The sequence below is a fragment of the Solitalea canadensis DSM 3403 genome (assembly GCF_000242635.2).
Lineage (GTDB): Bacteria > Bacteroidota > Bacteroidia > Sphingobacteriales > Sphingobacteriaceae > Solitalea > Solitalea canadensis.
Window position 1 is genome coordinate 4359483 of sequence record NC_017770.1, and the last position, 14551, is coordinate 4374033.

Genomic DNA, 14551 nt, shown 5'->3' on the forward strand with positions numbered 1-14551 from the left:
AACAAATTATAATTTAAACTTCAGGTTCGCCTGGTTCCTGGCTTAGCATTACCATGCGAACAGATTCAATCATTCGGTTGGACTTCTTTAATATGGTAAAATTATAGCCATAAGCATCCATACTGTCTCCCACATCCGGAATGCGTTCAAATATAACATTCATCAAACCTGCAACTGAATCATAATCATCATCTTCAGGGAGTTCTGATGGTAAATATTCATTTACATCGGTAATTGGGGCCGAAGCATTAACGATCCATTCTTTGTCATCAACCTCTTCAACAATCGGAGCTTCCTCATCATATTCATCCTGTATCTCTCCAACAAGCTCTTCTACAATATCTTCCAATGTAACCATACCAGCAGTGCCACCAAACTCATCCAACACAATAGCCATTATTGGTTTATTCTCTTGACGTAATTCAGTAAGCAACACACTAATTTTTTTTGATTCCGGTGTGTAAAGAGGAACTCTTAACATATCCTTCAAAACAATTGGCTGCTTTTTAGAAACCCGGGCTAAAATATCTTTAGCATGAAGAATACCTATAATATTATCAATTGTTTTATCATAAACCGGTAAGCGGGTATACCCTTCCTGAACAATTGTACTTATAGCGTCCTCAGGAGAAGTATTAATGTCTATAGCCTTAATTTGCGTCCTTGGAATCATGATGTTTTTCACAATTCTTTCCTGGAAATCAAATACATTTTGAATTAGATCATGCTCAGATTCTTCCAACGCACCGCTTTGTTTTCCCTGCTCAAGGATTAATTGAAGTTCTTCAGAACTGTGTGTTTCATGACTATGAGCCGGCTCAATGCCCATTCCTCTTAATATTAAATTGGCAAAGCCATTCAGCACCCAGATAACAGGTCTGAATACAATATAAAAGAAATGTAAAGGGTACGAAACGGCAATCGAGGTAGCAATTGGTCGTTGAATTGCAAATGATTTTGGCGCTAATTCTCCAAATACTATATGTAGAATTGTAATTACAGCAAATGCAATTGGAGCAGCAATCGTATGGCTTACCAGCTCAGGATTTGAAAACTGAACGTGAATCAAATCAAAGAATCCGATAATCAGTTTTGACATTGTTGATTCACCTTTCCAACCTAAACCTAAGCTGGCAAGAGTAATACCTAATTGAGTAGCTGCCAGATAGCCGTCCAGGTGACGGACGATGTGCTTAGCCATTTTTGCAGCTGCACTTCCTTCTTTTGCCTTAAGGTCTATTTGCGAAGAACGGACCTTCACTATTGCAAACTCTGCTGCAACGAAAAATCCGTTCAGAAATACCAGAAAGAGGATAACAACAATGTCAAATATCGTGACGGGGTCTGTCGCCATATATCTTAGTTCTTATTCCTAAAAGTTTTATCGTAAAGCTCAATCGCCTCATTAATCACCTTATAGGCATAACGTTTGCCTAAGAAATGCTCTACTTTTACGTTTTTTTGTTCTAATGCTTTGTAATCCTGGAAAAAGCGTGTGATTTCCTTTTCAGTGTGTGGAGGTAAATCCGAAATATCATTGATGTGGTTTACCGACATGTCATTATTAGCCACAGCAATGATTTTGTCATCACGCTCGTCGCCATCGATCATGTGCATAACACCAATAACTTTAGCCTCTATGATCGAAAGAGGGATCACCTCTTCTGAACATAGTACAAGAATATCTAACGGGTCATTATCGTCACAGTAGGTTTGTGGTATAAAGCCATAGTTAGCAGGATACATAACTGATGAGAATAACACTCTGTCCAATTTTAGCAGACCTGTTTTCTTATCTACTTCATATTTAGCTTTAGATCCTTTAGGGATCTCAATAATTGCATTTACAATTTCCGGACGCTTATCTCCCGGTTCTACCGAATGCCACGGATCAACTCCCATCTTATATTTATTTATTTAAGTTTTATTTAACGTTCGACTTTTAATCACAGTTTATGTAAAATATAACCTATCTGTATGAACACTAGTTCATGAGATACACTACACTTCTGTTTCGGCTTTTTTTGAGCTTGCTTTAGATTTAAGATATCCTAATACCACCGGGACTGTTGTAACAACCACAATTCCGATAACAATGATTTCTAAGTGATCACCAAGCCAAGGAAATGCCATTCCTAAAAAGTAACCGCCCAATACCATGGAAACAACCCAAGCTACGCACCCTACAACATTGTAAAATGCAAACTTTTTTGAATCCATTTGAACAATTCCTGCAACAATCGGAGCAAATGTACGAATGATTGGTAAGAAACGAGCAATTACAATCATACCAGCACCCTTTTTCTCGTAGAAATCCTTAGCTGCTTGTAAATGTTTTTGCTTAAAGAAAAAAGTGTCTTTCTTTTTAAAGAGTGTCGGACCGGCTTTTCTTCCAAACCAATATCCAACAGTATTACCAATAATACCCGCTAAAATCACCCCTAATACTACCACAGCAACACCTACTTCGAGTCCATCCATAACTCTCATAGGATGTTTTGCCAAGTGCATTCCGGTAATAAAAAGTAAACTGTCTCCGGGAAGGAAAAAGCCGACAAACAGTCCGGTTTCGGCAAATACGATAAATAACAATAACCAAAAAGCTATTGGCTGACTAAGAATCCACGTGGGATTCATAATATGTTGAAAAAACTCTATTATTTCCTGCATGATAAATTGTAGGTACGCTTTCGTTTATAAAAGTAAGGCTTTAGCTAAGCACCTACAAAATATTTGTGATGAAGCCTGGAGCAATACCAAGCAGAATAGTGATCAACAAGCAAAGCATCAAAACAAACTGATATGAGTTGTTTAGTCGAATGGTTGTTGCATTCGCTTGAGGCTCTCTTAAGTACATTGCGATAATTACACGGAAGTAATAATACACACCTACCGCCGCCATTAATACAGCAATAGCAACAAGCCATGTATAGTGTAACGAAATTGCAAGTCCAAAAGTATAGAATTTACCAAAGAATCCAGCAGTTAAAGGAATACCTGCTAAAGAGCACATGGCAACGGTCATAATAAACGCCAATACCGGGTTAGTCCGACCCAAACCGTTAAAAGCTGATATATCATCCGAACCTGTTTGTGATTTAACAGCAATTAAAACTCCGAAAGAAGCTACAGAGGCAATTGAATAGGCAATAGAATAAATTAATACTGCGCTTGCAGAAGCATCAGCTAATGTCATAATAGCAATCAACATATAGCCAGCGTGCGAAATACTTGAGTAGGCCAACATGCGTTTAACATTCTGCTGATAAGCCGCCGTGATATTACCAACCAATAAGGTAAGAACAATAATAACAGCGAAAGTAACCGTCCAGATAGGAGATACTGATGAAAAGGCAAGACTGAACAGACGCAAGAATGCAGCAAATCCCGCAGTCTTTACAACTGTTGACATAAACGTAGTTATCAATGTTGGAGAACCTTGATACACGTCTGGTGTCCAGAAATGAAAAGGAGCAGCACCAACTTTAAAGGTCATCGCAATCAACATAAAGATTACACCGGTATAGAACAACACAGGTTCTTGCGCTGCGCTACCTGCAATCTGGCTTAAATTAAAGCTACCAGTGGCTCCATAGATTAATGCAATACCAAACAATAAAATACCTGTGGTAAATGCACCCATCAATAGATACTTTAATGCGGCCTCATTTGATGCAAGGCTAGTCTTTTTAATACCTGCCATAATGTACATACTTACCGATAAGATCTCAATTCCGATAAATAGCATTGACATGTTTTGGAAAGATACCATTACAATTCCTCCCAACAACGCGAAAAGTAAAATCGTATAATATTCAGCAACATTATCGCTGATCTTTTCAAAATAATTTACTGATAACAAGAATATCAGTATAGTGGTAACAATTAAAACAACACTAAAAGCGATTGCATAATTGTTGAACAACACCATATCGTTAAAATAAGATTTGTTGGTGCCCCACTCACAAATAAGAGAACCTGCTGCCCCCAACAGTCCCAATACCGAAACCGGCATTAAAGCGCTTTTAGCCTTATACAAGCCAAGGAAAAGAACTACGATTGCGGTAATTGCTATAATGATAATTGATGCCATTCTTTGTTTACAAACTTCTTACTACAATATTTTACTATTAATGAACAGACTAAAAGCCTATTGCATTTTTAATCTTATAATCTCTAACAGATTGTTTACAGATGCTTCGGAAATATGAAGAATATATTTTGGCTGGAAACCGAAATATATCACCATTGCACAGATAACGTACAGCACGATTTTCTCAGAACCAATTAAATCTGTCACGTTAGCAGTTGTGCTATTAGCTGGACCTAACATTACATTTTGGTACATTCTGAACATATATACAGCACCAAAAATAATCGTTAAACCTGCCACTGCTGCATACCATACATTATACTCGTATACACTGTTTAATAATAAGAACTCACCCACAAAACCGTTTGTTAACGGAAGTGCAACTGCTCCTAATATGATTATTAAGAATGTCGCAGCCAATTGCGGTGCCGATGAGGCGATACCTCCTAATAAATAATTCTCTCTTGCTTTGGTTCGATCAAAGATGATTTCAACAATGAAGAAAAGACCAACCACATTGATACCGTGACTCACCATCTGAATCATTGCTCCTTGCATTCCTTGAACGTTTCCTGTAAAAAGACCAGCTGATATTAAACCAACGTGTGCAATTGAAGAATAAGCAATCAGACGTTTAATATCTTTTTGGGTGAAAGCAATAATTGAGGCATATACGACACCAATAATTGAAAGGATCAATGCTGTTTTTCCCCATTCCATAACTCCTAATGGAAGCACAGGAAGTAACCAACGCATAACCCCATAAACCCCCATCTTCAACATAATACCTGAAAGTAACATCGTACCAATTGTTGGAGCGGTAGTATACGTGTCGGGCTGCCAAGTGTGAAATGGAAATACAGGCATCTTAATCGCAAATGCTAAAAAAAAGCACCAGAATAACCATGATTGTGAACCTCTGTCTGCAGCAACCTGATAAAACTGGTTAATGTCAAACGAGTGAATATATTGTGCAGTTCCAGGAGTATGTAAATACAAATAGATAATACCTATCAGCATAAACAAACTTCCGAACATGGTATACACAAAGAATTTGAAGGTAACGCGGATACGATCTTCGCCACCCCAGATTGCCGAAATAAAGTAGATTGGAATCAAAGCTGCTTCCCAAGCTACATAAAACAAGAAGGCATCTAAAGAAGTAAATACGCCAATTAAACCAGCTTGCATAAACAACACTAAAGCATATAATGCATGTGGTTTGCGGAATTCTTTACGGAAAGAAGAAAGAATGATTAATGGAGTTAAAACAGTTGTTAATAATATCAGTAACAAACTGATACCATCCATACCAACTTTAAAGTGAATTCCTAATGAGTCTACCCAAGTTTTATCGTAAATAAACTGAGAATCAGGATTAGTATAATCAAACTTTGATAATGCAATGATTGATAAACCTAATTCAACTAATGAAAACAAGAGGGCGAGTTTCTTAACCTGTTCGCCACGCACCTGAGAAACAATCACAGATGCCAGGATAGGAAATAGAACTAATAATGCAGTTATATATGTAATCATCTCTCCCTAAAAAATCAAAAAGTTAAATACAAGAATTAAAATAATACCAACCACCATCATAAACAGATAGCTGCCGATGTTGCCGGTTTGTATCAAACGTATCTTATCAGCACCCCATTGAGTAAGCTGTCCAAAGCCATTTACAACACCATCTATCACGGATTTATCAACAATTCGATAGAATAATTGAGATAAATTATCAAGCGGACGGGTAAACACAGCATTATAAATCTCATCAACATAGAACTTATTGTATGAAGCTTTCTCAATGCCTACACGACGAGCAATATCGGCAGCAGGAATAGTAGCTTTCTTAACATAAACGAAGTAAGCATATAAAATTGAGATTACCACTCCTAATACAGAAGCCGCTATTAAGGCATACTCTGTTGAATGTGATAAATGCCCATGATGAGATGCTTGCATAATCTCTGTTGATCTGGCAAATACAGGAGACAAGAACTCATTTAACATATGAGAACCACCTAAAGCTTCAGGTACACCAACGAAACCACCAACAACTGAAAGAACAGCTAAAACGATCAACGGTATAGTCATTGACGCAGGTGATTCATGCAAATGATGATGTTGATGGTCAGTTCCGCGGAACGTTCCGTTAAATGTTAAGAAGAACATACGGAACATATAAAATGCAGTTAATAAAGCACCTCCTACTCCGATAATCCAAATGGTAGGGCTAACTTCATAAGCATGAGCTAAAATTTCATCTTTTGAGAAGAAACCAGAGAAAGGAGGAATACCTGCAATTGCAATGGTACCCATTAACATGGTGATCCATGTAATTGGCAAGTGTTTCTTCAAGCCACCCATCTTACGCATATCTTGCTCACCACCCATAGCGTGGATAACGCTACCAGCGCCCAAGAACAATAATGCTTTAAAGAATGCATGAGTCATTACATGGAAGAATGCTCCAGTAAAAGCTCCAACGCCTAAACCTAAAAACATATAACCCAACTGACTTACTGTTGAGTATGCTAAGACTTTCTTAATATCATTTTGTGTTAATGCGATAATCGCAGCAAAGATGGCCGTTGCTAAACCAACTCCGGCAACTACTGCCATTGAAATTGGTGATAATACATATAACACATTTGAACGTGCGATCATATAGATACCAGCTGTTACCATGGTAGCAGCATGGATTAGTGCAGAAACAGGAGTTGGACCCGCCATCGCATCTGGTAACCAGGTAAATAAAGGTAACTGTGCACTTTTACCCATTGCACCTACAAAAAGCAATAAGGTAATAGTTGTCAATACAGTTACACTAGCTCCTTCGGCTTTCGGAAAGATATCCGCAAAACTTGTGCTGCCAAATGTTGAGAACAGCATGAATATTCCTAAAAGAAAACCTAAGTCACCGATACGGTTCATTACAAATGCCTTTTTAGCAGCACTTGCATACTCGGTTTTCTTAAACCAGAAACCAATCAATAAGTACGAACATAAACCTACACCTTCCCAACCGATAAACATGATTACATAGTTAGAACCCATAACGAGTAATAGCATGAAAAATACGAAGAGATTCAGGTAAGCAAAGTATTTTCCGTAACCTTCGTCATCATGCATGTATCCTGTTGAATACACGTGAATCAAGAAGCCAACTCCGGTAATAATCAACAACATGATGGAAGTAAGTTGATCTACCAGGAATGAAAAAGGAATATGTAAGGAGCCCACAGAGATCCAGTCATATAGATCAATTGTTTTTGCTCCGTTAGCTTTAATATCAAAAAACACCAGTATGCTCAGGATAAAAGATCCCAAGACAGTGGCACAGCCAACAAGACCTACTAAACCTTTAGGATTTTTTTTGTAACCCAATCCATTGATTAGGAAACCGATTAAGGGAAGTACAGGTATCAGCCAGGCTAATTGTTCCGTCATTTCTTAGTTCTGTTTGCGTATTTGTATAGTGCTCCCGGGTGATCCGTTAACACACCAATCATTCTTAATTTTTTAGTTTGCTTAACAAGTCAATATCTGTCGAACCTGTGTTACGATAGATCATTACGATAATGGCCAGCCCAACCGCAACTTCAGCAGCGGCTACAGCCATAATGAAGAATACAAAGACTTGTCCGGCAGCATCTCCACGATAAGCAGAAAAAGCTGTGAGTAGCAAGTTAACAGCATTCAACATCAATTCAATTGACATGAAAATAATAATGGCGTTTCGACGTGTCAGTACGCCAATAATACCAATGAAGAAAATGATAGCACTTAATAATATGTAATGATTAAGTGGAACCAATGTTATGGCGTTTGTTATATCTCCCATAGCTTTATTTAGGCTCCTTTCTTGCTAAAAGTACGGCACCTACCATTGCCGAAAGGAACAATATAGACACAATTTCAAAAGGCAAAAGGAACTGGCGGAACAAGACTTGTCCCAAATTTTCAACTAATCCTAAGTCTGCATTCTGTATAACGATGGAGTTAGATGGATCAGTAGCTTTTAATGCTGCTGTTAATACCACCAAGCCAATACCACCGATTATTATTCCCGCAAACCTTAAAAGATTGTTTTTTTGCGGCTCATATTCAACGTTCAGGTTTAGCAACATGATTACAAAAAGGAATAGTACCATGATAGCACCTGCATAAACGATAATATTTACTACAGCGATAAACTGTGCGTTTAATAACACGTATTCACCTGTTAAGGCGAAGAATGTTAAGATAAGATACAGTACGCTATGTACCGGATTTTTGACTAATACCACCAACAGTGAACTGAAGACAGCTACAAAAGCCAAAAAGTAGAATAGTGATTGTGTGATTGTCATGATAAAAACGTCGCGAATTTAATCAATTTTACTTTTTGTGAACAGATTCAACCAATCGGTCTTTACCATATATGAAATTATCCCGCTCAAAATTTGAAGGAGGAATGTCACCATCCAGATAAATTGCTTCTTTCGGACAAGCTTCCTCGCAGAAACCGCAGAAGATACAGCGCAACATATTGATCTCATATTTTGCAGCATATTTCTCTTCCCGATACAGGCCTTCTTCCCCTGGCTTACGTTCCGCAGCAATCATTGTAATTGCTTCAGCCGGACAAGACAGTGCACATAGTCCACATGCGGTACAGCGTTCTCTACCCTCTTCATCACGCTTCAACGAATGAATACCTCTAAAGTTTTGTGAAAACTCACGTTTCACATCAGGATATTCAACGGTAGCTTTTTTCTTAAAAAAGTGACTCAAAGTAATAGTCAAGCCTTGGAAAATTGCAGGTAAATACATTCTTTCCCAAAAGTTCATTGGCTTTTGCTCAAGTACTTTTTTTCTGTTGGTTAATGATTCCATTTTATCCTTTATACTCTGCCGATTATTCATCAACAGAATGTTGTAGTTTTTTAGTTAATATGCCCAGTGAAATACATTACAAGTCCTGTAATACCAATATTTGCAATTGCTAAAGGAACTAACATATTCCAGCCTAAGCGCATTAATTGGTCGTAACGGAAACGCGGGATTGTCCAACGTACCCAAACGAAGAAGAACAGGAAGAAAGCAATTTTTAAGAAAAATGCTACTACACCTAAAATAGCGATCCAGTTAGTATGAATGCCTGTTGCTGCTAATGCTTCTTGACCCGGGAAGTTATACCCGCCGAAGAACAAAGCTGAAACAACAGCTGATGAAACAAACATGTTAATGTATTCAGCAAACAGGTAGAAACCTAACTTCATACTTGAGTGCTCAGTGTGATAACCTGCAACCAACTCCGACTCACACTCAGGTAAGTCAAATGGTGTACGGTTACATTCGGCGAACATACAAATAAGGTAGATCATGAATGCCAAAGGTTGATAGAACACATTCCACCCTAAACCTTGAGTTCCTGAAATACCCCATAAGGTTGACGATTGACCTTCAACAATTCCGCGTACACTTAATGTTCCGGTTACCATCAACAAGGCAATAATTGCCATACCCATCGCAATTTCGTAACTGATACTTTGTGATGCGGCACGAATTGCTCCCATTAGTGAATACTTATTGTTAGAGGCCCAACCTCCAACCATCATTCCATAAACACCTAAAGAAACAACTCCGAAAATATAAAGTACGCCAATATTAATGTCTGCAACTTGCAAAGAAATGGTTCTATCACCAAACGTAAGGTCTTTACCCCATGGAATTACTGCAGACGTAATTGTTGCGGTGAACATTGCTAATGAAGGACCTAAAACAAACAGCAATTTGTTTGCGTTTGTTGGTAATATTTCTTCTTTCGTAAACAACTTTACACCGTCTGCTAAAGGTTGTAATAAACCAAAAGGTCCCGCACGGTTAGGACCTAAACGATCCTGGAAAAATGCGGCAAAACGACGCTCAACCAAAGTCATGTACATGGCAACCACTAAGCTTACCAACAATACAATGGTGATCAAACTAAACTTCTCAATTATAATTGCTAATTCCATTTTTCTTAGCTTGTTATCTTGCGAATAATTCCGCAATTAACGGTCTTAATATTATAAAATCTTTCTGTCGATAACTGGTAATAACTCTTTCTCATCGTAGTGATTTGATGAAATCACCGAATGACGGTCAACCTTTGTTGGACCTTCAATCTCCCAGTCGCTTGTTTTCTTTTTATCGAAGCGACAAGTATTACAGATGAATTCGTCAACCTCGCCATACTGATCTTTACGACCAGTAACACGAATTACATCTTCACCTTTATACCAAAGGGTTACTTTTCCACAACACTTATCACAATCGCGATGAGCATCAACAGGCTTCGTAAACCAAACACGGTTTTTAAAACGGAATGTCTTATCGGTTAAAGCTCCAACCGGGCAAACATCAATCACATTGCCTGAAAAATCATTATCGATTGCTTTTGAAATGTAGGTACCGATCTCTGAAGCGTCACCACGGCCTAATACACCATGAACACGTTGATCAGTGATCTGATCTGCAGTAAATACACAACGATAACATAAAATACAACGATTCATGTGTAGTTTGATCTTATCACCGATATCTACCATTTCAAACGTACGACGTTTGAATTCATAACGGCTTTGATCCTTACCATGGTCGAAAGAAAGGTCTTGCAAATGACACTCGCCTGCCTGATCACAAACAGGGCAATCGAGAGGGTGGTTAATTAATAAGAACTCAACTACACCTTTACGAGCTTCAATAACCTCAGGAGAAGTGATGTTTTGTACCACCATTCCGTCCATTACCGTAGTACGACAAGAAGCTACCAGTTTTGGCATAGGACGAGGATCTTTTGCAGAACCAGCAGCAACCTTAACCAGACAGGTGCGACATTTACCGCCACTTCCCTTAAGTTTGCTGTAGTAACACATAGCAGGCGGAACAACATCGCCGCCGATCATACGAGCAGCTTGCAAAATGGTTGTTCCTGGATCAACCTCTACCTCAATGTTATCAATCGTTACTTTTATCTTTTCAGACATATTCTCTTCTTAGATTTGAGATTTAAAATGATGGTTTTGAGAAATCAAACCCCCTCACTCTTATCTCATTTTGTATTCTTTAATATGTTTTACTACGACATGAGTCTCCTATCTCATATCACGAATCACATATATCTACTTTGCTTCTTCAACAACAGGAATAGGATCTGCATAATTTGCCAATCCATAATTACGTTCCATTGCTAATTTTGGCTCTTTAACGTGCCATTCAAATTCATCACGGAAGTGACGGATAGCACTTGCAACAGGCCACGCTGCAGCATCACCTAGTGGACAAATAGTATTTCCTTCGATTTTCTTTGATACATCTACCAACAAATCGATATCACTCATTTTTCCGTGACCATACTCAATGCGGTGCAGAACCTTTTCCATCCATCCTGTTCCTTCACGACAAGGCGAACATTGTCCGCACGACTCATGGTGGTAGAAACGAGAGAAGTTCCAGGTATTACGAACCACACATGCATCTTCATCCATTACCACAAATCCACCTGAACCCAACATAGTACCGGTCACAAAACCACCTTCTGCTAATGATTCATAACTCATCAAACGAGGCTGACCGTTAGCCAATTTTAGAATAAGATTTGCAGGTAAGATAGGAACTGATGATCCGCCGGCAACAACAGCTTTTAAGCGTTTGCCATTTGTAATACCACCACAATATTCATCAGAATAGATAAACTCTTCAACCGGAACACCTAATTCAATCTCATAAACCCCAGGCTTATTGATATTACCTGAAGCAGAAATTAATTTGGTACCAGTACTTCTGCCTACACCGATTTTTGCATACTCATCACCCCCATTAAGGATAATCCAGCTAACAGCAGCGATCGACTCTACGTTATTAACAACCGTAGGGCAGCCATATAAACCCGCAATCGCAGGGAATGGAGGTTTGATACGAGGATTACCACGTTTTCCTTCCAATGATTCAAGTAAAGCAGTTTCTTCACCACAGATGTACGCACCTCCACCTGGTTGAACATAGATTTCAAGGTCATACCCAGTACCCAAAATGTTTTTTCCAAGGAAACCTGCATTTTTTGCTTCTGCAATGGCGCGTTCAAGGATACGAATCTGAGGCATCATTTCACCGCGCACATAGATATAAGAAGTATTTGCTCCTAATGCAAAACTTGACACGATCATACCTTCAATTAAAGTATGAGGTGTGTGTGTCATCAGATAGCGGTCTTTAAATGTACCAGGTTCTGATTCGTCAGCATTACATACCAGATAGCGAGGAACACCTTCCGGTTTAGCAAGGAAACTCCATTTCATCCCGGTAGGAAATCCGGCACCACCACGTCCACGTAATCCGGACTTTTTAACCTCTTCAACAACATCATCCGGCGACATGGTTTTCAGTGCTTTTTCAACAGCTGCATAACCACCGTTTTTACGGTACACTTCAAAAGTGTTTATCCCGGGAACGTTAATATTGTTTAATAATATTTTCTGAGCCATACAAAAACTCTCGTGTTAATTCTTGTTTTTAAGCTGGGTGATCAATTCATCAACACCTGCCACTGTTAAGTTCTCATAAAAGGTGTATTCAGGGCCAATTTGCAATACTGGTCCGTATCCACATGCTGCCAAACATTCAACGCCTTTGAATGAAAACAATCCATCAGGAGTAACTTCTCCTTCTTTCACGCCTAATTTCTTCTCAAGATGATCAATAATTTTCTCAGCTCCAACCAAACAACAGGGACCTGTCCGGCAAACTTCCAATACATATTTACCTGAAGGTTTTAAATGGAACATAGTGTAGAATGAAGCTACCTCATACACTTCAATGGGATTGATGTCCAAAAATGAAGCTACATAATCCATTGTTTCAGTACTGCACCAGCCAAATTCTTCCTGAGCCAAATGTAAAAGTGGTAACAAGGCTGATTTTTGTCGGCCTTCCGGATAGCGCGCAATTATTTCATCAACCTTTTTAAGCGCTTCGGCGGAAAATTTTATTTCTTTTACTGCTAACATTCTTTTTATTTAGAAGTGAGAACTATGATTTGAGACAGAGTACAACCTTATCTTCATCTATTCTCGTTTGCAATATTTTTATTTAGAAAGGGATTCTATATCACAATTGATCTGATGTCCCGTTACTATTATCTCAAATTCTTTATGCGTCAAGCTCCCCAGCGATCACATTCAAACTACTCATAGCCAGAATCGCATCCGAAATCATTCCTCCTTTAGCGATATCTGTATAGGCCTGATAGTTAATAAAACTTGGGCGACGGAAATGTAAGCGGAAAGGAGCACGACCTCCATCTGTGATCAGATAGAACCCTAACTCTCCGTTACCTCCTTCTACTGCGTGATAAATTTCTGCTTTAGGAACTGGAATTTCACCCATCACAATTTTAAAGTGATAAATCAATGATTCCATGGTGCTGTAAACATCTTCTTTAGGAGGAAGGCAATAATCAGGAACCTCTGCATTGAATATTCCTTTAGGTTCTTTCTCCATTTTATCCAATGCCTGCTTAATCAAGCTTAAGCTTTGCCACATTTCTTCATTTCGCACAAGGAAACGATCGTAGATATCGCCTGAAGTTCCTACAGGAATTTCAAAATCAAACTCCTCGTATGAGCAATAAGGTTTTGCAACACGTACGTCATAATCAACACCACATGCACGAAGAATTGGTCCTGACCAGCTATATGAAAGGGCTTTCTCAGCACTTACAGCTGAAACACCCACACAACGGTCGATGAATATCCTGTTACGGTTAAATAAACTCTCAAATTCTTTCAGAATTGCAGGAAACTCTGCTATAAATTTCTTGATCTTAGCAATTGCTTTATCGTTGAAATCACGCTCAAACCCACCTATACGGCCAATATTTGTTGTTAAGCGTGCTCCACAAATTTCTTCAAAGATTTCGTAAATATCTTCACGCTTTTGGAATACGTACAAGAAACCGGTGAAAGCTCCAGAGTCAACTCCAATTACTGAGTTACAAACTAAGTGATCGGCAATACGACTCAACTCCATCACAATAATACGCATGTAATCTACACGCTTAGGAGTTTGGATGCCTAATAGCTTCTCTACTGTCATATGCCAGCCCATATTATTAATAGGAGCAGAACAGTAATTCAAACGGTCGGTTAAAGGAGTGATTTGATAGAAAGGACGATGCTCCGCTATCTTCTCAAAGGCACGGTGAATATAACCAATGGTCGATTGAGCACTAACAATACGTTCACCATCCAACTCCAAAACGTTTTGGAATACACCATGCGTTGCAGGGTGTGTAGGTCCCAGGTTAAGGGTGGTGGTTTCCTTCTCTAATGAATTGTCTCCTAATTTAATGTGAGCCATTCTTTTGTTTGAATTATGTTTTTATGTAATGTAAATCAGTATAATTTACAATTACAGGAAAATACTATCTAT

14 protein-coding genes are annotated in these 14551 nt (G+C 38.7%); all 14 read right to left on the reverse strand.

Features of this window, described 5'->3' with window-relative positions; genetic code table 11:
- Window positions 1–13 precede the first annotated feature (13 nt).
- A complete protein-coding gene (locus tag SOLCA_RS18240; RefSeq protein ID WP_014681947.1) occupies window positions 14–1354 on the reverse strand; it encodes a hemolysin family protein in 1341 nt (446 codons plus the stop codon).
- 5 nt (window positions 1355–1359) lie between these two features.
- Complete coding sequence (locus tag SOLCA_RS18245) at window positions 1360–1902, reverse strand: inorganic diphosphatase (protein WP_014681948.1); 543 nt, start codon at window positions 1900–1902, stop codon at window positions 1360–1362.
- A gap of 99 nt (window positions 1903–2001) precedes the next feature.
- Entirely contained in the window at window positions 2002–2670 is a 669-nt protein-coding gene (locus SOLCA_RS18250) for a DedA family protein (protein ID WP_014681949.1), read from the reverse strand.
- 52 nt (window positions 2671–2722) lie between these two features.
- The gene (locus SOLCA_RS18255; protein WP_014681950.1) at window positions 2723–4093 is read right to left on the reverse strand and encodes an NADH-quinone oxidoreductase subunit N; all 1371 of its coding nucleotides are present in this window, start codon (window positions 4091–4093) and stop codon (window positions 2723–2725) included.
- 57 nt (window positions 4094–4150) lie between these two features.
- Window positions 4151–5632, reverse strand: coding sequence for a complex I subunit 4 family protein (locus SOLCA_RS18260; protein WP_014681951.1), 1482 nt, complete (start codon window positions 5630–5632; stop codon window positions 4151–4153).
- A gap of 6 nt (window positions 5633–5638) precedes the next feature.
- Window positions 5639–7546 (reverse strand): NADH-quinone oxidoreductase subunit L, encoded by a 1908-nt coding sequence (nuoL, locus tag SOLCA_RS18265; protein ID WP_014681952.1) that lies wholly within the window; start codon window positions 7544–7546, stop codon window positions 5639–5641.
- Between the two features lie 64 nt (window positions 7547–7610).
- Window positions 7611–7940 carry an NADH-quinone oxidoreductase subunit NuoK gene (gene nuoK / locus SOLCA_RS18270; RefSeq protein WP_014681953.1) on the reverse strand — a complete coding sequence of 110 codons (330 nt, stop codon included), beginning with the start codon at window positions 7938–7940 and terminating at the stop codon, window positions 7611–7613.
- 4 nt (window positions 7941–7944) lie between these two features.
- Entirely contained in the window at window positions 7945–8448 is a 504-nt protein-coding gene (locus SOLCA_RS18275) for an NADH-quinone oxidoreductase subunit J family protein (RefSeq protein ID WP_014681954.1), read from the reverse strand.
- 28 nt (window positions 8449–8476) lie between these two features.
- A complete protein-coding gene (locus SOLCA_RS18280; protein ID WP_014681955.1) occupies window positions 8477–8974 on the reverse strand; it encodes a NuoI/complex I 23 kDa subunit family protein in 498 nt (165 codons plus the stop codon).
- Between the two features lie 50 nt (window positions 8975–9024).
- Window positions 9025–10098 (reverse strand): NADH-quinone oxidoreductase subunit NuoH, encoded by a 1074-nt coding sequence (gene nuoH / locus SOLCA_RS18285; RefSeq protein WP_014681956.1) that lies wholly within the window; start codon window positions 10096–10098, stop codon window positions 9025–9027.
- Window positions 10099–10149: 51 nt separating this feature from the next.
- Window positions 10150–11109 (reverse strand): 2Fe-2S iron-sulfur cluster-binding protein, encoded by a 960-nt coding sequence (locus SOLCA_RS18290; protein WP_014681957.1) that lies wholly within the window; start codon window positions 11107–11109, stop codon window positions 10150–10152.
- A gap of 135 nt (window positions 11110–11244) precedes the next feature.
- The gene (gene nuoF, locus SOLCA_RS18295; protein ID WP_014681958.1) at window positions 11245–12606 is read right to left on the reverse strand and encodes an NADH-quinone oxidoreductase subunit NuoF; all 1362 of its coding nucleotides are present in this window, start codon (window positions 12604–12606) and stop codon (window positions 11245–11247) included.
- 15 nt (window positions 12607–12621) lie between these two features.
- Entirely contained in the window at window positions 12622–13128 is a 507-nt protein-coding gene (locus tag SOLCA_RS18300; RefSeq protein WP_014681959.1) for an NADH-quinone oxidoreductase subunit NuoE family protein, read from the reverse strand.
- Window positions 13129–13270: 142 nt separating this feature from the next.
- On the reverse strand, window positions 13271–14479 hold the full coding sequence (locus tag SOLCA_RS18305; RefSeq protein ID WP_014681960.1) for an NADH-quinone oxidoreductase subunit D: 1209 nt from the start codon (window positions 14477–14479) through the stop codon (window positions 13271–13273).
- Window positions 14480–14551 lie beyond the last annotated feature (72 nt).